This window comes from Pedobacter sp. GSP4 (assembly GCF_051857575.1).
Lineage (GTDB): Bacteria > Bacteroidota > Bacteroidia > Sphingobacteriales > Sphingobacteriaceae > Pedobacter.
Map to the genome: position 1 here is coordinate 19,094 of NZ_JBPZIR010000002.1, position 21,144 is coordinate 40,237.

Annotated in this window: 9 protein-coding genes; 5 read left to right on the plus strand and 4 right to left on the minus strand. The window is 41.2% G+C overall.

From position 1 onward, the window contains the following. Positions 1–6 precede the first annotated feature (6 nt). Genes ACS5PU_RS03695 through ACS5PU_RS03715 form a run of 5 tightly spaced genes read left to right on the plus strand, consistent with a single transcriptional unit; the run spans position 7 to position 10,793 of the window. Positions 7–3,675 carry a hypothetical protein gene (locus tag ACS5PU_RS03695; protein ID WP_439457924.1) on the plus strand — a complete coding sequence of 1,223 codons (3,669 nt, stop codon included), beginning with the start codon at positions 7–9 and terminating at the stop codon, positions 3,673–3,675. A 12-nt stretch (positions 3,676–3,687) separates the two neighbouring features. Further along, the gene (locus ACS5PU_RS03700) at positions 3,688–5,172 is read left to right on the plus strand and encodes a contractile injection system tape measure protein (protein ID WP_439457925.1); all 1,485 of its coding nucleotides are present in this window, start codon (positions 3,688–3,690) and stop codon (positions 5,170–5,172) included. Next, a complete protein-coding gene (locus ACS5PU_RS03705; RefSeq protein WP_439457926.1) occupies positions 5,139–6,521 on the plus strand; it encodes an ATP-binding protein in 1,383 nt (460 codons plus the stop codon). The genes ACS5PU_RS03700 and ACS5PU_RS03705 overlap by 34 nt, the downstream gene beginning before the upstream one ends. Positions 6,522–6,523: 2 nt before the next feature. After that, entirely contained in the window at positions 6,524–10,246 is a 3,723-nt protein-coding gene (locus ACS5PU_RS03710; RefSeq protein WP_439457927.1) for an eCIS core domain-containing protein, read from the plus strand. A 7-nt stretch (positions 10,247–10,253) separates the two neighbouring features. Then, positions 10,254–10,793 (plus strand): hypothetical protein, encoded by a 540-nt coding sequence (locus tag ACS5PU_RS03715; RefSeq protein WP_439457928.1) that lies wholly within the window; start codon positions 10,254–10,256, stop codon positions 10,791–10,793. Positions 10,794–11,098: 305 nt separating this feature from the next. Here the strand turns inward: ACS5PU_RS03715 and ACS5PU_RS03720 are convergent, their stop codons facing one another. The 4 genes from ACS5PU_RS03720 to ACS5PU_RS03735 all read right to left on the minus strand — a co-directional run bounded on the left by ACS5PU_RS03720 (position 11,099) and on the right by ACS5PU_RS03735 (position 21,131). Next, positions 11,099–12,079: an SH3 domain-containing protein gene (locus ACS5PU_RS03720; protein WP_439457929.1), complete on the minus strand. Its 981-nt coding sequence runs from the start codon at positions 12,077–12,079 to the stop codon at positions 11,099–11,101. A 134-nt stretch (positions 12,080–12,213) separates the two neighbouring features. Continuing rightward, on the minus strand, positions 12,214–14,586 hold the full coding sequence (pbpC, locus tag ACS5PU_RS03725) for a penicillin-binding protein 1C (protein ID WP_439457930.1): 2,373 nt from the start codon (positions 14,584–14,586) through the stop codon (positions 12,214–12,216). Positions 14,587–14,687: 101 nt separating this feature from the next. Continuing rightward, positions 14,688–15,236, minus strand: a complete 549-nt coding sequence (locus ACS5PU_RS03730; RefSeq protein ID WP_439457931.1) for a transposase — start codon at positions 15,234–15,236, stop codon at positions 14,688–14,690. A gap of 303 nt (positions 15,237–15,539) precedes the next feature. Continuing rightward, the gene (locus ACS5PU_RS03735; RefSeq protein WP_439457932.1) at positions 15,540–21,131 is read right to left on the minus strand and encodes an alpha-2-macroglobulin family protein; all 5,592 of its coding nucleotides are present in this window, start codon (positions 21,129–21,131) and stop codon (positions 15,540–15,542) included. Between the last annotated feature and the right edge of the window lie 13 nt (positions 21,132–21,144).

The window sequence follows — 21,144 nt, forward strand, 5'->3', positions numbered from 1 at the left end:
CTAGCTATGGAACTCATTAATAAAACAACGGTTTTTGAAGAAAACCAGGTACTTACGGCAGGTCAGCTTAATACCATGCAACAGTTCTTGTTTCAAGAAAGCAGATTAACCAGAATCAGATTAATTGGAAGGGGCATTGTTTGTGGTTTGCACGTTACTTTTGGCGTAAATACCGTACATGTTTCTAAAGGTCTTGGGGTTACCTCTTGGGGTTTTTTGATCTCGCTGGGCGAATGCGAGTTAACACATTTTAAACCATACACCCTGCCTGATGGATTAAGCTATAAATATTTTAACAATGCGCCACTGATAGAGCTGGTAACCACAGAAAATGCTGCTGCAATGGCTGCCACGCCAATTAATGCTTCGCTGATTTTAAGCGATTACGTGGTTGTTTTGTTTTTAGAATCGGCTTCCAAAGACCTTAAAAGCTGTTTGGGCAAAAGCTGCGATGATTTGGGCAGGGAAAATACCTATACGGTCCGTAAATTGCTCATAAAAACTCAGGATCTGGTAGATATCAATACCTTAAATAAAAATAAAGGTGGCGCTATGTATCCTGCTCTGTATGAGTTAGAAAACATTGATTATCCACGTGCACTCATTACTGCTGCCATAGCAAAAAGTTACCCTGCTTTGGTAAATGCATATTTGAGTCCTGTTGCAGCCATACTCAGCCAGTTAACCCAACAACTTGCTATCATTTATAAAGAACTGCCAGCTTTACAGCGTCATTTTCCTGCTGTTGATTTTGATGGCATTAGGGATAAATGGGAGCAGAAACTGATGGATTTATCTGCAAAATACCTATCCGGTAGTGCTTATGGATTTCAGTATGTTTACGATGCTTTCGAAGATATCATTAAATCTTATGAGGAGCTGCGTTGCATAGCCATGCACCTGCATAGCGCTTGCCTGCCCGAAGAAGATGCTTTTCCAATGCACTTAATGCTTGGTACCAAAGCCTGTCCACCTTCAACCAACCGCCAGGAATTTGAATATTCGCCCTTGTTTAACGAATATAAAGATTGGAGCAAGAAACTGGTTTCCGTTTTTGGTAGAACCTACACTATGCTCAACGGTTATTACGATGACCTGACTGAAAAGGGAAAGAAAGGAATTTTAGCTACACCGAGCAAAGAGAAATGGCAAAATATAGGTAAACGGGCACTGCCAATTTATTTCGATCCAAATATCGAAGATTTTGAAAAATACTGGAACGAATCGCTATGTCATGGCTGTGATAATGGTAAACCTTTAAGTTATCACTATCAAATGCCTGCAAACGTTCAGGAGTATGGTATGAGCAAGTTAGAAGCACCTTTGTTGTACAACTTTACCGATACCAGCTTTATCAGAATGGAAGGACATTTGGCTGTACCAGAGGATGAAGCTGTTCAGGTTTATAAGAAATTACAGCGGGCTTTTAATCTTCCGTTTAAAGTCCGTTCTATTTTTATGGGTACCGGTGGCGTGGTTAAAACAACTTGCAGGTATCCTGATCTCGATTCGCAATACCTGGTGTGGCGCAATGTAATGCTTTACTACCTCAATAACCTGATCAAATATACCGCCCTGGCCGAAAAAATGGTTGCCAGGCTGGACGATGTAAAAGATGCCGCAAAGGATGCTGTAAGTGGTGTAAATACCAAAAGAGAAGCTACCGTTAATACAGATACTGTGGGCAAAGCAGCCTTTGATGATGCCGCTATGAGAACAGAAAAAACATCGGTGTTTACCAATGTAAACAGTATATTTATTAAAGCAGGTATGGTTGGCGAGCGGATTAACATGGCCAATTATGCAAAAATAAATAACAGCAAAGGCCGTTTGGAGCAAACAACCGATGATTCACAGCGCGATGCCCTTCGCCTGGTGGCACGTGTTAACGATAATATTGAAGATTTAATAGCTGCATTGCCGCTCGAATTCTCCGATTTTGATGAAAATAAATTTAAATCGGTTTACACAGGCTTGATCGGAACTTATGTAAAAGGAATGAGGCTCTTGGCCGATATGATTAATAAAGAGCTGGATGCAAAGCTTATCTCGTACCTGATGATAGCCAGTTTGGTGCATAGGCTAATCAATACGCTGATGATCAGACCCTATATCAACATCGGAACGTTAACGGATATTAGGCTGCAGCGGAATAAAAGTTTGGGTGTAAATGCTTCATTTTATGATTATATCCGTACTGCTGGTGCTGTAGAACATTTGGCGGGGATAAATAAAGGCAATACTTTACTCTTGCTTTACCATACCGGCAAAGAAGAAAATTACAATAGGGCAAAAGCACCTGCCGCGGCTGCTCCAGCGGCGAAAGAAGCTGAAATAGCCGAGATTACCAAAGCTGAAGAGGCCATTAAACTGAGTTATAATGCCAAAACCACAGAAATTAGGTCGTACTTGGATAAAAAGGAAAACGAAATGACCCAAATAGAAGCTGTGCATAACGATACCTTGGCCTATAAAGTGGCCGAAATAGAGAAAAGGGAAGTGTTGAGCGATGATCAGCTGAAGAAAGAAGAAGAAACGATTAAAGAAGAGCTGGCCAGCAGAAAGGAAAGACTAAAAGCGCGTGGTGCCGAAACGGATGAAATTAAAATGCTTGATAAAGAATATAAAGAGCGGATTGTGTTAATGCGCAAAAGCGCTGTTCCGGATAAAAGCAAAGAAATAAACGAGCTAAATAAAACTTTATCTGCCGAACTGGAAGTTAAAAGAATGGCGATTACAGCTGATATAGAGAAAAGTAAAAACGAAGAAGCAGAAGAGCAGGCCAAATATGACAAGCTTTTAGCCGGTTTGGCCGAAAGAAGAAAAAAAGTTGAGAAGGGAAAGCCGCTTGATGATGAAGCTGAAGTGCAGGTGTTAAAAAGAAAAGAAACAAAGTATTTAAGTGAGTTTGAAGGAAAATTTAATGCCTATTACGATAAATTGGTTGAAGAGCTTGGGACTAAAGGGATAGATGGAATAGCCTCGAATGTAATTGCCGATTTTACGATATATGAAGATGATGACTGTTGCGATTGTAATCCCAAAAATTACCGCAATAAAGAACTTACACCTTTGGTGGTGCCGATTTCGAGGGTTGTTGTATATAACCGTGAAAAAGTAACCCCGTCAAAAATACAGGTACTTAATAACCTGTACGATCCCGAATCGTACGAAGTAGTGGTTAAAAGCGATCCTATTTATGGTTCGGTAACATTTGAAGAAGAAACTTACGAACCTAGGCCAAATTTGAAAAAACAGATATTGGTTTATAATCTGGATCCGAAAATCGTAGAGAAAAATAGCAGGGCCATGCGGTCGGTTATTGCCATTGATGAACTGGAATACGCCGTAATTGAAAGAGAAACCGGAAAAGAAGTAGGCGCTGATAGGATTACTTTCTTTATCGGGATGGGTAGGATAAATGCCGAAACCCATAAGCTTTTTGGTAATTTGAACGGTGGCCAGCGGTACTTAGTTTCGGTAACCGACGCAAAAACGGGGGCAGAGGTGGTTAAACAGTACGAGGTTATCGTTAAAACATATAGCGTGGATTTAAGTCCTGGCAATTATATCTTAACCGTTGTTGATGGCAATCATTTGGGTATTAAACAAGAACGCCAGGTTGAAATCAAAGATGCAGACGTTCAGGAAAATTTCGAGTTCGGTAAAAATTAACGGGTTAAAAAAATGAACAATCACCTTATCCAATCGCAAAAAATGTTGCTCACTGTTAATAGCCAACAGGATTGGGAAAAGGTGCAGGCAGAAATTGGTATCTTCTGTAAAACCCGGCTGCCAAATATTTTTAACAACATCTTTGATGAATTTGCTTCAGATCAGACTATCCGCATCGATCAGTTGAATATTGATTTAGGAGATGTTTCTTTAGGTAATCTTATTCAGTCTATTGAGGAACAGATTGTTATAAATTTTTACGGTTATTTCAGAAGCCAGAATTTTGCTGAAATGAATACCGATCTTGTTTTGGATGTTGAAGTTAATTCCTTTATAGATGTACTTAGAAAGCAGCAAAAAAGTTTAAAAGATAGTAAGGAGATACTTCAGGATACGGCTATCCATTTTTCAGCTTACGAATGTTTAGCCTTTTATTGCCAAACCGGTTTAAAACCGTGGTGGTTATCTGCTGAAGTTACATTTAAACCTGCCGAAATTTTATTGGATATTTACCTTAGTGATCAAAGCCTCTTCAGCGGATTTGTAGCAGCTATTAAACAGCACAGCGAAAGTTACAGTAGGTTAATACAGTTAATTAGTAAGCCACTGTTTTTTTATCGGTATCATCATTTTAAAACAGATGTACAAATTTTAAAGTATTTAGAATCAAATATTAAAGCTGATTTATTTAATGTTATGCTTGAATATTGGTTGGCTAATGTCGTAACAAATGTGCAGCAGCCAGCTATCGATAATTTTGGACCCTGGCTATTCAGTTTTATGCAATACAAGCCAGCATTTAAACCAGCGTTAGTAGCTGCTATTGAGCTGAGCATGGTAAGACTTCAACTCGATAAAGAAAACTCCCTGCTTCGGCAGTTGAATAAATTATTAGCTACTATAGTCAATAGCAAAGGCCTGATCCAGAAAAAAACAAACACAATTCAAGTGATTAAAAAAACGATACCCGTTAAGCAGAATAAAGTACCTGAGAACGCTTCGATGTTAATTGAAAATGCAGGCTTGATCATATTATATCCCTATTTTAAAAACCTGTTTAATGTTTTAAAACTGCTCAACGGCAATCAGTTTATTGATGAATTTTGTCGCAACAAAGCAATAGTATATCTGCATTTTCTGGTGTACAACGAAATGCCCGAAGATGAAAGCAGATTGGTTTTTAACAAAATACTGTGCGGTGCCGAACCCGAAGCGGTAATAGCGCTGAACGAAATCAGTTTTACTGAAGAAGAGCTGGGAGAAAGCGTAGCGTTAAAAAATGTGCTGATCCAACATTGGACAAAATTAGGATCAACATCTATAGAAGGCTTAACACAAACATTCTTAATCAGGAACGGAAGTTTAATCTATCGGGATGGCAGCTATAACTTACATGTAGAAAGAAAAGGATTTGATGTTTTGTTAGATACCATACCCTGGTCATTATCCATAATTCGCTTACCATGGAACAACTATTTGATAAACCTGAACTGGTAAACACAACACTCCTGCAGGAGAATGCAGATGCACTTTTGGCCGAATTAAACTGGTTTGAAAAAGTGTTGCTGCTTCGGAGCGCCATTAACGCAGGCAGTGTTGCCGCAAATACCAGTATTTTTAATATACAGCCGCCCGATCTTAGCCATTCCAATTCGAGTTATGCCCGCTTTTTAATCCAGCATCAACTGAAGTTTGCCGATCGTTTTTTGCTCTTTTTGGCTATGGTAACGCAGATTAAGCCACAATGCCTGGATATTTTTTTAGTGCAGAACCCGCAAACAGGACAGATATTTACCGAGTTTGGTGGCAAAAAAGGAAATGTATTTAGTGGTTTCCTACCTACAGCCGAAACATTTTTATTTCTGCTGGCAGCTGATGACCTGATGTTGAGGTTCGATTTGCTAAAACGCTTTGATGCCCGTAATCCGCTTTTTGCGCTAAATGTGCTGGAATATGAACCTTTGCCCCCAGGCGAACCCATTTCGAGTATTCCCCTGCACATCAATAAAAACTGGTTTGAAGAGTTTACCACTGGCGAAAGATCCAAACCCCGGTTTTCGGCCGATTTTCCGGCCCATTTAATAGAAACCAATATGGAGTATGGCGATCTGGTTTTACCCGAACATACCCGGGAAAACTTAGCGTTCTTAAATTCGTGGTTAACCCATAACACCACCATGATGAATGAGCTTGGGTTAAAACACAGGATCAAACCAGGTTTTAGAGCCCTTTTTTACGGACAGCCCGGAACAGGTAAATCGTTGGCTGCAGCCGTTTTGGGCAAAAAACACAACTTACCCGTTTACCGTATCGATTTAAGCAGGGTGGTAAGTAAATACATTGGTGAAACAGGCAAAAATCTGGCGAAAGTTTTCGATGCAGCGGAAAACCAGGGATGGATACTGTTTTTTGACGAGGCAGATGCACTTTTTGGAAAACGCACCAATGTAAGCGATGCCCGGGATAAATATGCCAACCAGGAAACGAGCTATCTGTTACAGCGGATAGAAGACCACAATGGTTTGGTTATACTCGCCAGTAATTTTAAACAAAATATCGATCAGGCATTTTTGCGCCGTTTTCAGTCGATTATTGAATTCCCAATGCCACAGGTTAGCCAACGTGTTTTACTCTGGCAACAGGGCTTTTCTGCGCTAACCAAGCTAGAATCCAAAATAGATTTAAATGAGATTGCACAGAAATTCGAACTTACCGGTGGTGTAATTATCAATATCGTACAATACGCAACCATGCAGATGCTTAAAGATGGCGGTAAAGAAATCAGGCAAAAAGATATTATAGAAGGTATTAAACGCGAACTAAAAAAATCAGGGCGCACATTGTAGCAATGAGTACGGCACTGGCATATGGCAATTCTTTATCTAAGCCTGTTACAAACAGCAGGCCAGGAAATGGCTGTGTGCAAACCAAACTAAAAGTAGGCGCAGTAAACGATCCACAGGAAAAAGAAGCCGATCAGGTTGCCGAAAGGGTAATGCGTATGCCTAGCAACGCAGGTCTTGGTATGTCTGGTTTAGGTGCTGCTGCATCACCTATGCGTGTACAGCGCAAGTGTAGTAGCTGTGGTCAGGATAAAAAAATAGCGCGCAAAGAAACTGCGGTCATGAGAACACTGAGCAGGCCTTCAATACAACGTAAATGTGCCACTTGCGCACATGAAGAGCAGGTAGCACCTAAGGTAAAGCCAGTAGAACAAAAGCCAAAGTTACAGCGTAAATGTACCAGTTGCGAACACGAGGAACAGGTTTCCCGCAAAGAAAAAGAACCCATTAAGCCTAAGCTACAGCGCAAATGTGCAAGCAGCGAAAGCAAAGAAAAATTATCGCGTAAGGCAGAAGAAATCAAAGAAATAGACCAACCTAAGGTTTTGCAGGCCAAGTCAGAATCGGCTTCTGCCGCAGGAGGAACGGCACCGGCGAGCGTACAATCGGGCATTTCGGCAACACGGGGTGGAGGTACAACGCTGCCCGGGCACATAAGTTCCGATCTGGGCAGTAAAATGGGGGCAGATTTCTCAGGCGTACGCATCCATGATACCTCTCATGCCGCAAAAATGAACGACAGCATTAATGCTCGTGCATTTACGGTTGGCAATAATATTTATTTTAACAAGGGCGAATATAACCCAAATTCGCAGGGTGGAAAGTTTTTGCTGGCGCATGAGTTAACACATACCATGCAACAGGGCGCATCGCCAGAAATTCAGCGCTACAGTTGGGATGAATTTGCCAATGATGTGGCTGATGGTGTTGATACCGTAGGTGAAGGCTTAAGCGACGCTGCAGATACAGTTGGAGATGCCGCCAGTGCGGTTGGCGAGGCTGTAGGCGATGCCGCAGGAGCAGTTTACGATGCAGGTGTAGAAGCTGTAGATTGGCTGGCCACTGAAGCGGGAGAGGCGGCGCAGGCATTGGCCGATTATTTTGGTGTGAGCGTAAATATAACCAGCAGCGGTTTAGAAATTGATATACCGGGCGGTTGCCCGCTTGATGCGCACGCATTTCAATTTACGCTGCCAACCATAAGCAAAGATTTTATGGTTCCAATTTTTGAATTGCCAATACCGCCTTCTTTGGTTATTGCCGGAGAAATAGGCATTACCGGAAGCATAACACCTGAAGTTGGCGCGCAAATTGGTCCTATCTGCTTTGATCCAACGCATATTTTAATTAACCCGCTCACCAGTAATTATAGCATTAGCGGAGGCATTAGTATTACCAGTGCCTTATCGTTGGGAGCTACTTTTACAGGTGGATTAAAAGGGCAGTTACGTTTGTTTGGTATTTTGCCGGTTGGCGATATCCCTATTCCAGTAAATATACCGGTAATAGGTGCCGAAGGTGGTCCAGCAGTATTTATAAGGGCCATCGGTGCGCAAACCACGCATATAGGCGGCTCATTAGGCTATAGTGGCGGCGTAATTACGGCTAGTCCAGATTTTCAGTTTGATTTAGGCCTTGCAGCCGATCTTTTTGCCGGGGCTTATGCACAGTTAAGTGTTTTGGGATTAAACCTTTGCAGAATTTATTGGGAACCATATCAATGGCATGGCGATGCAGCCGCGTCGCTCGGCTTATCCGGAAGTGTTTCGTGGGGCGGCCCTGGCGGTTTGGGCATATCACTGGCACCACCAACTTTTTCGAACATCCCTTTTGATGATATCCCATTAGCCATTAACAGAGAACGTGGATTTACTGATGATTGTCCTTTAATTACCGGTTTGTGCGGTATTTTGAAAGCGCTCGGATACCTGCCGCTATCTTTACATGGAGGCAATTGGGATGATACGGGCACCGGTCATGGGGGTAGATACGGTCCTGGCCCTAGGCTTGCTGGTCCGATTGCCGTTTATAAAGACAATCCGGGAATTGCAAGCGGTGCTTTATGCAGAGGTGCATGTGGGGTAAACTGCGATACATGTAAAATGATACCTGTACATCCAGTGCTTGATCCAGCAACAGGTATTGTTTGGGAGTATCATAATTTTCAGGATTGTAATACCCACGAAGGCTGTAGGCAGCACGATGCCGGGTTTGATTGGGCGGCAGATGCCAAAGGCGAAACCGGCAGATGGGCAATGATTTTACCTTGGCACATGGCCGCAAATATAGAATGTGGCTGCAATAATTTAGCAGGCAATTGTCCGGCCTGGGCTATAGGCTTGCCGCCGTACGATGGAAAAATTTATTTTGCAGATAGTGTTACGCCAAAATCGTCTGGTACGCCAATCATACCAAATACCCCACCGGGTGGCGGTGGACCAAATAATGAAGTAGGGCCAGATTTTTATCACTACAGCATTAACCCGCCGTCTGGCGATTTTGCTGCAGGTGGAGAGCGGTGGACCGATTATAAAACGGATTGTAGGGCAGAGGCACAGGCGGCAACTGGAGTTCCTGATAATTTGCAATATATTTCTACCCTGCCAAATACAGTGGCAAATGCCTATATAGACCGTAGCAATTTTACAGTAAGACCAAGAATGTCGGTTGTTCATGGTATTTTGTATCCTTATTATCATTATCGGAATCATACTGTAATTCCTGCAAGGAAATACCACACTGCTGCTTTAACTGTTTTTTCTCCAAATTGCGATTCACCATCAGGCTTTAGTGATGATACCTGGTATGATAGAACTGAACAGTTTGACGATGTAAACAATCAGCATCATTTAATTTTTGTGAGGGGGAGTGAAGGAAATCGGGTAGAAATGATGGCTAGCGAACCCATAACCATCGTTAAATTTTTACAGGATATTATTGATACCACTGCAAGTACAGATCCAAAACATGTTCAGGCTGTTGCTGCACAAAACCTATACCGTACGGGTGTAGCGCCAAACCTGCAGAAATTAAATACCATTAAAGTTGACGACAATACCGGAAGGGCAGTAAACCCAGCTCAGCAAGCAGATTTAGAAAAATATGCCAACGATTTCTGGACCAATTCGATCACTTTAACGGCTATGTTAAGATCATTGATCGGAAGGGAAAATTTATCAGATATTAGAAAAAGATACGCTTTAGAAGGTTTGGCCGGTACCTACGGTAGTGTGCCGATTCCGAAAGGCGATCAAATGACTGGCGATCATCAACCTCAGGCAGCCGCGCTGATTTATTCGGCAGCCCAACCTTATTTTCCGGCAAGCCATCCAATAAAAGATGTTTTGGATGGAAGCCATGCCCCTTCGGCCTATGTAATTAATTTACACAAATACAGGCACGAGGCAGGCAGAACCTTTGGACCAAAAAGCAGCCCGATTTTAAAAGCTTTTACTGCTGCTGTTGATGCAATTAGGCTCGATAAGAACAAAAAGCCTAAAGAAAAGCGCGCAGAAAATGTCGATTTATTGAAAAACGAACTTTCTGCTGATGTTCAAACGATGAGAGGGGTGGTAAATCAGGCAGAAACACATGATAATTGGAAAGATCTTGGCGAGGTAGGATTTACGGGTACCGATAAAACAGATTTATACAATGAACTGAAAACACGTATTTTACAGGGTGAACAAGCCATGTTAACCCAAAATTTGGACAGATATAAAACTTAGTTGGCTTATGGAAAATCTTGTAAATAAATTTCAGTCCTTTTTAGCTAGCGAACCAGGTTTTACGGTAGATATGGAGGTAGCTGATAATAGCAAATTACCCAAATTGATAGGTGCAGATTACCGTTCGGCTGACCTGGAGGTTTTTGCCGAATCAAACGATGGGTCGGGTTGGGCGATCTGGAAAAGTGAAAATGCCTCTCCAGTGATATTAATCAGCGCTGAAAGTATTCCTTTCGATGTGGCTGCCAAAGATTTTGAAACTTTTTTGGCTTTACTGCGCTACGGTACCGGATTAATTTATCAATGCCTTACCTTTTTAGATTTTGCAAAAAGAATGGGGCAATCAGAAAAACAGGCCTTAAAACGTTTTGATAAAAAGTATTTGGAAAAAGAATTGCAAAGATTCCATGCCGATTATCCAGACTACCAGAAGCTTTACAGTTTTATAGAAGCACAGGGAATTGCGCTTATTGATGATCCGGTACAATCTTTTTTAGCTACTTCTAAATTAGGGAGTGCTTTTGCAAAGTGGAAAGATAACTTATGAGGATTTGAGCCGTATGTTTTCTGAGGAATATTTATTATCTAAAAGTAAGCGGTGATGATAAAGAAGTTAACTTGCATTAATCCACTCACAATATCGTCATTTCGAGCGGAGAGCAACGTAGTCGAGAAATCTGTCTAAATAAATCTCTCCATTTCGCTTTACTCCATCCGATAGCTATCGGATCGAAATGACGGTGTGTTCTATAGGTATTAATGAATATTAGCTGTTCGAAAAGCAATTATTCAAAGCATTTCGACCACTTGTTCCGAAAAACGGGGAGCCAATAGTGGAAATTCAGATGAACTTCAACTTAAAAATTCTTTCTTAACCCATTTGTTATCGCTGCTTATTTTGCACCAGCCATTACTTTCTTCCACGATAAAAACCTCTTGATTTTGGGTCAGTGCAGAAACTTTTGGAAAAGTGGTACCTGGACCGCTTCTTACATTTAAAGTAGTGGCATTAACTGTGGCGCGTGTTACATTTTTAGTAAAACTTCCATTTACCCAATGCTGTTGCGAAGCAGATATTTTATACCAGCCATTTTTCTCCTCATACACACGTAAAATAGCCCCTAAAAGGGCAGGCTCAACGCCACTAACTTTTTTACTTTGGGCAACAGCATCTTCACGGATATTTAGTGTATCTGCTGTAACCACAACATATTTTACAATGTTTTGCGCCCCCTGCGGAACCGTACCATTTAAAGCTGCAGTTACCAAAGGCAGGAAATTTGAATTGCAGTCGGCCACTTTGTTACCACCAAAAAAGTTAGTACCCGGACAGGTTTTATTGTTGCCGGTTCCATTGTTTCTTACTCCGGTAGTTAAATTAAACCAATGGTGGTAAACCACTTTATCGCTATTTACAGCAATGCCAAATTTCTTACAGAGCGCGGCCGCCATCCTTACAATTGTATCTTTATGTGCAGCGGTCATTACATCCTTGCCCGTATCAAAATTGCCCAGGTTTTCGATGCAAATGGCATTTGAGTTAAAGCCTAAAATACATGCGGGGGTACTTTCAAGGCTTCTTCCCGTTAAAATGGCACCATCAGGAAAGGTGGTGAAATGCTGGCCGATGTCCATCCAGCCGTTATGACTGACGTGATAACTTTTCATACCCTGTTGGAGTTCAAAATGGTTATCAACTTTGAAATTAACATAGCTTGGACTCCAGGTATGGTGCTCCTGAATGTATAAGATGGTTCTGGCGATCCGCAAATTCGAAACCCATGTTTCAAATTCGTTAATATCCATTTTGGTAAAACCCAATTTACTGATCATAACAAGTCTGGTTTAAGGTGAAAACGTAATTGTTGTCAGAAAAAAAAACGAAAAGGACGAATGATTTAATAAAGATAATTAAAGTAGTTTTAATTTGGTAATCTTTTTAATATCAGTTTGTTGTGTTTTTTATTTTACTTCTTTTCCTTATCCAAAACTGTAAAGTTCTGTACCAGTCTTTCTCCATTTTCATCAACCAATGTTAACGTGTGTTTTCCGGGTGGCGGACTAATGGCCAATTGGTGAAAATTAGTTGTGGTGGCTATATATTCATGGTCAATGTGCCAGTATATTTTTGATCGTGGGTTTCTGTGTGCTGCGTTAATCACAATTTTACCCCTTGTACCATCTAATTCTAAAGGAATATATACAACCGCATTGTTTTTGGGATAAATTACTTCCATCACACTATTTCCGCCAGTGCTGTTGCATCCATCTTTAAAAGGAGGTAGTGGTTTATAATCGCTGTTTTTTATTTTGTAGTAATACTCCATGGCGGGAGGTAAAATGAACCAGTTTGTGTGCAACATATTGGTAACACTTTCACACTGGTCGGTAACCCTATATTGTCCTGTTTTATCTAAATGAACCAATTTATGGTAAGGGCAAACCGCTGTTTTTTCGCCAGCTGGTGGAACCAGTTCATCAATCGTATTTTCACAATATTCTCCAGCTTTGTAACCACTCTGTTTACATATTTTGATCTTTTTTAGTTTGGTGCTGGGCGTTTCAAACCACTTTCCGTTGGGTAATAACCTAAATATATCGAATAAAACAGGCGCGGCAGCTTCAATTCCTACCAAACCCGGTCTGCCTTCGCCATCGGCATTGCCCACCCAAACACACACCACGTAATCTGGTGTTAAGCCTACTGCCCAGGCATCTCGGAAACCAAAACTGGTACCGGTTTTCCAGGCTACCCTTTGCGATGATGAAAACTGCTCCCATAAACCTTCATCACCTGGGCGCATTACTTCTTCCATGGCATTAAAAGTTGCCCAAATGGAGCCATGATCTAAAAATGAATTTCTTTGGTAATCTTTTTCTTCTTTTTGCGGAACATTTACATAATCCGCAGGCTGGTAATCGGCCGGATTGTATAAGCCTTTAAAAGTATTGAAATGGTTTAAAGTACGTACCATGCCCATGTACGTGTTGGCCAAATCCCACATGGTTACTTCGCTACCGCCCAAAATTAAGGATAAGCCGTAGTGATCGGCAGGTTGGTTTAAGGTTCCTATGCCTAGTTTTTTAAGCTTATCGTAAAAACGTTCGTATTTGTACTGTTGCAGCATTTTTACAGCGGGTATGTTTAACGAACGGCTTAAGGCTTTATCTGCGGCAATGGCGCCATCGTATCCCAAATCATAATTCTGTGGCGAATAACCGGCAATTTGAGTAGGGATATCTGGAATCAAGGTATGCGGCAAGATAAAGCCATCATTCATCATGCTGGCATAAAGTAATGGCTTTAAAGTGCTTCCAGGGCTTCTAAGCGCCTTAATCATGTCGACATGGCTTTGTAAATCGGCGTTTTCAGGCTGATAAATATTGCCTACATAGCTTAGCACCTGACCGGTTCTGGCATTTAATACCAAGGCAGAAATATTGTTGATGTCGTTTGCCCGGTACCGGTTATTGTAGCGTTTTAAAATGGCATTAACCTTTAACTGGATATTTTCATCCAAGGTAGAAGTAATTTTTGTAGTGGAAATGCGGAGGGTAGTCCGTTCTGCTTTAAAGCGGTTTAATAAATGCGGTGCATTTTGAGGCAGTGGCATCGGTTTGCCTGGAACAGGCTCCAATTTTGATAAATTGGCTGTGGCCTGATCGATGTATTTTAGTTTTGCGAGTTTATCTAATAAATCGTTTCTTTTTTTGATCAGCTTAGTGGCGTTTTTACCAGGATGAACTAACGATGGACTATTCGGAAGTACAGCTAACGTTGCCATTTCGCCCCAAGAAAGGGTTTTTGCATTTCTACCGTAATAGCGCCAACTGGCAGCTTCTAGGCCCACCACATTACTTCCAAATGGAGCATTGGCAGCGTATAGGCCTAAAATTTCTTCTTTTGAATATTTTGTTTCCAAACGTATGGCCAAAATCACCTCCAGCAGTTTCTGCCAAAAGGTTCTGTCTTGTTTGCGCGATAAGCGGATTACCTGCATGGATAAGGTGCTGCCGCCACTTACTACACTTTTAGCTTTAAGGTTTTGACGCATGGCTCTGCTCATGGCTAAAAAATCGATACCTATGTGATGATAAAACCTTTTGTCTTCAAAAGCAATGATGCAATCCTTAAATTTTACGGGAACGCTATCGGCTACAGGAAAACGCCATTGGCCATCGCTGGCAATTGCAGCACTCAGTAAATTGCCATTGCTGGCTTCAATTACATAGGATGTAGGTGTTTTAAACAGTTTTGACGGCAATGAAAACAGAAATGCCAAAAGCAGGGCAAAGCAGATCAGATCGGAAATAAGGAATGCTTTTGGGTTTTTGTTCATTTAAATTTGATGATAAGAAACCTCGCAGGTTTTTAAAGCCTGCGAGGTTTGAACGATATTTTGCCGTGGTTCGTGTCTCCACGAACCATTGTTAATTATTACTAAAATTTTAGTCTCAGATCTTTCAAAAATGAATATTTTAAATCATCATTTTCATAGAAGGATGCCGACGAATATAAGTAATCTTCAGGTTCGTAAGCCAATTGCCAGTGTGTTGTGCAAGGATTATTATGTAGGTAATCTAATTTTTGGTAAGCAACCTCCGGAGAGTACAAGTGAATGGCTAAAGGATCTCGTTGCCAAAATTCATAATTCTTATTGGCCAAAGATATCCGATAATTTAATAGATCATTTGTAGTTAGAAGCTTTTTAAATTCATGAGCAGTATATTTTAAAAATGAACCCTGTACAGTTTCTTTTCCATTTAATTCTTTGGTTCTCAAAACTACGTGAATGTGATTTGGCATGATAACAAAGCCAAAAATTTCAAGTTTGTTTAAAGAAGTTAAATATTCAAATGAATTCAAAATGATATTTTTAAATTCATCTTTTTCCAATAATTTTTGCCATTTGTTAATGGTAACAGTCCAAAAATAAATCTCTCCAATTTCTATGTAATTCTTTCTTCTACTTTCAAATATTTTATCCATTGTTATTTAGTTTCGGTTCGTGGAGACACGAACCGAGGCTGTAAGTATTTATCTAAAAATAAATTTATCGAATTCGATATCATTTTTCTTCTTTTTGCCGTGGTTCGTGTCTCCACGAACCACTATCAAGATGGTAGTTCTCCAAATAACTCATTCTTTTGACTTTAAATATTTTATCCATTGTTATTTAGGCTTTTTGTTCATTTAAATTTGATGATAAGAAACCTCGCAGGTTTTTAAAACCTGCGAGGTTTGAACGATATTTGGCCATGGTTCGTGTCTCCACGAACCACTATTTCTACACTATTTCACTACCTGTACCCATTTGCCTGCTTCAGTAGCCGAGATATCATTGTTGTACATGGCTTCGCACTGAACAGCCGATAAATAATATTTACCCAGATAAGAGGCATTGAGCAATACTTTGTACACCAAGCTTTCGCCTTCCCTGATGTTGAAGTAAGTGAAAACACGGTCATCCCTGATATCCTGATAGGTGAAAGGAGATGAAGCCAGGATACTCTGGTTATCGCTCACGCGGGTATTGATGATTTCCCAGCCTGAAGGGAAAATCTGAGTTAATGCCATTTGTTCATAGTATCCCATTCTACCTGGATTTTTTACCGTTACTTCTGCATAAAAGTCAGTACCCTGTTTCAGCGTAGTCGGATCTAAAATCTTTCCGTTTAAGCGTTTGTAAATTACATTCATATCCAAAACCTCTGGGCGGTTAGGTAAGAAATTGTTCTGACCGGCAACAGGTTGTCCTTCTAATACCAAACGTACAAATAACACATTATTGCCATTGTTGCTAACAGAAGCTGTACCTCCCTTAAAAACTACAGGTGTGGTGTTGAGGTATTGATTCGCATTTACAGTTGCCGATTTTCCATCCAATACATATTGATATTGCAGTTTATTGGCCGATTGATTGGTACCGCAGAATTTGGCAATGGCCAATAAGCTATAAGCGGTTGTTTGCGTACTGTACCAGGTATTTTCGCCCAATTTAGCCGCTAAAGGTTGCAATAAACTGGCAGCTTTTGCTTTCTGCCCCAATAAAGTTAGCGTCTCTAAAATCATCGCTTCATCGCGTACATCAGAACCATATGTGCCACCCAATTGTTTGTAAGCCTGAATGGAAGTATCTAAGCCCCTAATCATATTTTGGGCAACATCGTTCTGGCCAGCCAACTTATAGGCGGCTGCCAAGCGCCACTTTGCGGCAACAGACAGGTATTCGAAGGCCTTTAAACGGTTCATTGCGGCCATTTCTGGCTTTTTAGCTAAGGCCAGCATATACAAGCGGTAAGCCTGAGATAAATCGCCACCATAAAAATTATTGCTGTTGGGTGCCCAGTTAGCTGCTTTTGATTTTTGATAACGCAACAGCTCATCTAAAAGGCCCACAGGCAGGGTATAACCAGCATTTTGAGCCTCAACTAAAAAGTGGCCCGCATAATTGCTTCCCCATTCGTCAGAACTGCCTTCTCCCGGCCAGTAAGATAAACCACCATCGGTAGTTTGGAAACCTTTAAGCCTGTTTATTCCGGCTTTAATATTCTTTTCTGTTTTTGCCGTTTGCTGTTCGTTTAATGGACTCAATCTATCCAGATATAGCTGAGGGAAAATACCAGAGGTGGTTTGTTCGATACAGCCGTGAGGATATTGGATCAAATAACTCAATCTTTTGCCCAGGCTAATAGCAGGGATGGAAGAAACCTCGAGCGATCCTGAATTGGTACCAGTCATCCCGATAGGTGCATAATTTACCGCCCATTTGGTGTGTGGCTGCACAGTGGCAGATACAACGTTGGTTACATATGGGTTTGGATTTCTGATATCCATTTCCACATCATAATCTGTTTTTTCGTTACCGCTTTGCGCTGTAACCTTAACTTTTGCAATACCAACGGTATTTGGTGCAGTAACTTCAAAATAAGTCATTTGCTCGCCGGTTTGCTTGTAGTAGAGCTGTTGTTTATTGTTGCCCTGAACAATTAAATTACTGGCCTGAAGCTGTACTGAAACATTTTTAAGGTTGCTTTCGGTAGCAAAAACAGTAACAGGTAAGGTAAAACGCTCGCCCGGGCCAATAACCCTCGGCAAGGTGGCCAAAACCATTAGCGGCTTTTTAACCTGGACCGATTTTTCTGCAAAACCATAGGCAGCATCTTGTCCGGCCACTACCATAGCCCTAACGGCGCCAATGTACTGTGGCAATTTAAATCTGTGTGTTTTACTTTCTCCTTTACCAATAGTAAAAGGACCCATAAATTTCACAACTGCTTTAAAACGGTTGGCTTTGGCAGGGTTTAGGTTTTTATTGATGCTACCATCACCACCAATGCTTAATATCCGTTCGAGATTTCCGCCCCAGGCACCTAAAACGTAATCGAATAAATCCCATGTTTTAACACCCAGGCCTTCGCGGGCATAAAAAGCACCATGTGGATCAGGCGTTTTAAAGCGCGTTAAATCCAGTAAGCCTTCATCAACCAGTGCAATAGTATAGGTCATGGCCTTGCCGTTCTGTTCGCCAATGGTAATGGTGTTTTCGGTTTCCGGTTTAATTTTATCGGCCATTTTAATGGTTGGCTTTAAAATAGTTTCTGGGTCTTCTACCGAAAGTGGAATAGCCCCGTACATCCTGATCGGTAGATCGTTAACCGTTTGGGCATGTGGCTGCAATAAGGTAATGTTGGCAAACACGTTAGGTGCCATTTCCTTTTCGGCCTTAAATTTAAATTGTGTTTGTCCGGCTTTGGTATCTATCCAAAAAGTTTTTAATACCCGGCTTCCATTTTCAATAGATATTAGCGCCCTGCCGTTTTTGCCGGTAGGAATCGTTAAAGTAATGTCTTCGCCAACGGTAAATTTCTCTTTATTGGCCGTGAATGATAGCATAGAGGCCTCAGTTGGGTTGCTTCCTTGCTCGCGCTGCGCCCAACCAGGCCAATCTACATATACTGATTTTCCGGTAACATGGCCTCCGTTTACATCGCGTACCAAAATTAAATAACGGCCCCATTCTGGTTCGTTAACGCGTAAATTCCAGCTTCCTTTACCATTGGTTAAGTTAATTTGATGGCTCTCTACCAGCTTGTTAAACTGGTTTTGTGTAAAATTGGCGTAGGTGTACTGATCATCCTGTTCCCACCACCAGCGCCATTGTGTTTTATACAATTCTACCTGAACAGTTTTACTTCCGCTTAAAAGTTTGCCATCGGTATTAACATTTACAATTTCGATTTTATGGTCTTGTCCGGTTACCAGCATACCACTTAAACGGTCGCCTTTTGCCGGCCTAATGCCCAGATAACTGCTGTACACGTGATAAGGTATGCTAAAATTATCAATGCTGAAATTACCGCCAGGTTCGAAAACCTTAGTGGTAAAATTAGCCCTTAAAACACCCGGTGCGGTATTGTTTTCGTTTAAATTGGTGTTAATCTGCGCCGTACCGTTCTGATTTAAAGTGCCTTCAAAAATGGTTTTAACCTGCGATTCGAAATTAACGGTAGGGTTATCGAAGCTAAAACCTTCAAAGCCTTTAAATTTAGTTTCAGTCGTATTTAGGTTTACATCTACCTTAGCCTTTAAGTTTTGTGCAACAGCACCAAACAGCCATTTGGCCGATAGGGTAGCCGCAGAGGTTCCTGCGCTTAAATAGCTTCGGTTGCCTACGTTGAAATCAATTTTCAAACGGTTAGGCATTACCGTTTCAATTTTTAGGGTTTTGGTAAAAGTTGCACCACCTGCTTTAACTTTGGCCATCCAGTTGCCTGTTGGGGCCGTACTTTCTGTAGCTGTTTTGAAGGTGTAAAATCCATTTAAAGGTTTACCGTTAATCAATCTTTTATAAAGCTGTCCTTTCGGATTATAAAACTCCATGGTTACCGGATAATTGGCCGGAAGTTTTTTGAGCTTATCTTCCAGAACGAAAGAAACAAATAAACTGTCGCCTGGCCTCCAAACACCGCGTTCGCCATAAATAAAGCCTTTTAGGCCACTTTGAACCACATCTCCGCCTACATCGAAACGGCTTAAAGGGAGCGAACTTCCGTCATCAAGTTTTAAATAACCACGTTCAGAACCATTTTTTGCGATCAATAAAAAGGGCTGGCGTTTAAGGTCGAATTTGGCAAAGCCATCTCCATCTGTTTTGGTGGTAAAAATGATCTGTTTTTGGTAATCCATCAGTTCGAGGCTTACCCCGCTTAGTGGTTTCGCCGTTAATAAATCTGTTGCTACAATCAGCATAGAATTATCGTTGCCTCTTTTGGCCACCAAACCTATATTAGAAGCAATTAAATTGCGGCTGGCCCAGCGTTGGTTGGTGTAAAACGATGGGGTACAAGGGTTGTCTTTATCGCTCCATCTGTAATTTGGCGGGTAATAATTGTTGTAGCGCTGCCAAAAATCGTCATCTTCATCAATCTTTTCTCCATAGCCTTCATAATCTCCATATTCACTATCTTCTTCGCTATCGCCCACTTTTTCTTCGCCGGTTTTACAGTTGTAGGCATTATATTCCTGCCTAAAAGCAATGGTTACCCGGTACATGGCCCCTGGCTCCGTACGGATCATTTTATCCAGATCAAGTGTAAAACGGTTCTTTTTATGCAGGTTCAGCGCCTTGTCTTCATCTAAACGCACTGTTTTTTGCAAAATAGGTTTGGCTACGCGGCGCAGTTCGTTACCGTCTTTGTAGCTATTGGTTTGAAAAAACTGTGGAATGTTGTTTTCGTAAATTTTGATGACCGTTACATCAACTGCTTTTAAATTGATGGCTTCGAATGGCAGCACCAGTTTGCCTGAATTGGGCAATATAGTACCTCCACCAGCAATGGTTACGGCCGGCAGTTTATCTTCGAATATAAGGTTGGCCATTTTACCGTTTGCCAGTTTTTTGGCATTAATGTTCTCTATTCCGGCATTTACATTTAGGGCATAATTACCTTTCAATTCTTCTGCGGCGTACACTTTAACCTGACTGGCATCAATAGTATATCTCAAATCGCTCAGGTTACCCAAAGTAATCATCCCTGTTAAATCCTGCCCAACGCCAATTGGCTCTGAGAACTGCACGAGTGCGTAATCTTCTTCCCCCTGAATGGCTTTCATATCCAATATTTCGAATTTATTCAATGCCGGAACACGGATTTCTATTTCACCTTTCTGTTCGGCATCAATGGGGTCGCCATCCCATTCTATTTTTAGATTTTGATCGCTGCCTGCCTTTTTAATACTATCGATCGTGAATTTCGAAATGTTTTTTGCAGGATCGTGCTGCCATTTGATTTTTAATTTCTGACCGAAATCAAGGTTTAGGGTTTTTTCGATCTTGCCGGTTTCTTCTACATCGGCTGTGGCTACTTCGCCGGTTAGTTTCATGTAATCGAGTGCCGTATTGTTCTGCGAAACCAATCCGTTCTGCGAAAGCATTAGGCCAGGGGTAATTACCTTAAATTCGAAATCAAAATCTTCAAGCCCTTTTTCCGTTGCCGAAACTTCTGATAGTTTAAAGGTAGCCTCGTAATTTTTGCCAGGTTTTAGGTTTTCGTCGGGCCTAAATTCTACCGTTTGCGGATCAATCCAATAGGTTTTTCCTGAAATGGAAGGGGAGAAGTCGAAAAGTTCGCGCGAATCTGCTTTGCCTAAATCCTGCATCCCTGTTGCCGCATTGGCCAGATGCACCCTAATAAAACTCTTTTTCGAAATGGTTCCTGAGGTATAAGCTTCTATGTATTTTGCATAGGCCTGGTTTTCTTCGTGATTTTTTTTCTTCCTGTTGAAATAAATAAATACGATGGCTGCTATAGATACCGCAAGTAAGCCGATAAAGATAAATTTCTTTCTGGAAGAAGATTGATAGGTAGATGGTTGTTCCATTGGTAATGAAATT

What these genes read in the sequence shown, in the direction of transcription:
- ACS5PU_RS03710 (WP_439457927.1), top strand. Translation starts at nt 6,524, where the DNA reads ATGAGTACGGCACTGGCATATGGCAATTCTTTATCTAAGCCTGTTACA.
- ACS5PU_RS03695 (WP_439457924.1), top strand. Translation starts at nt 7, where the DNA reads ATGGAACTCATTAATAAAACAACGGTTTTTGAAGAAAACCAGGTACTT.
- ACS5PU_RS03730 (WP_439457931.1), bottom strand. Translation starts at nt 15,236, where the DNA reads ATGGATAAAATATTTGAAAGTAGAAGAAAGAATTACATAGAAATTGGA.
- ACS5PU_RS03715 (WP_439457928.1), top strand. Translation starts at nt 10,254, where the DNA reads ATGGAAAATCTTGTAAATAAATTTCAGTCCTTTTTAGCTAGCGAACCA.
- ACS5PU_RS03720 (WP_439457929.1), bottom strand. Translation starts at nt 12,079, where the DNA reads ATGATCAGTAAATTGGGTTTTACCAAAATGGATATTAACGAATTTGAA.
- pbpC (WP_439457930.1), bottom strand. Translation starts at nt 14,586, where the DNA reads ATGAACAAAAACCCAAAAGCATTCCTTATTTCCGATCTGATCTGCTTT.
- ACS5PU_RS03705 (WP_439457926.1), top strand. Translation starts at nt 5,139, where the DNA reads ATGGAACAACTATTTGATAAACCTGAACTGGTAAACACAACACTCCTG.
- ACS5PU_RS03735 (WP_439457932.1), bottom strand. Translation starts at nt 21,131, where the DNA reads ATGGAACAACCATCTACCTATCAATCTTCTTCCAGAAAGAAATTTATC.
- ACS5PU_RS03700 (WP_439457925.1), top strand. Translation starts at nt 3,688, where the DNA reads ATGAACAATCACCTTATCCAATCGCAAAAAATGTTGCTCACTGTTAAT.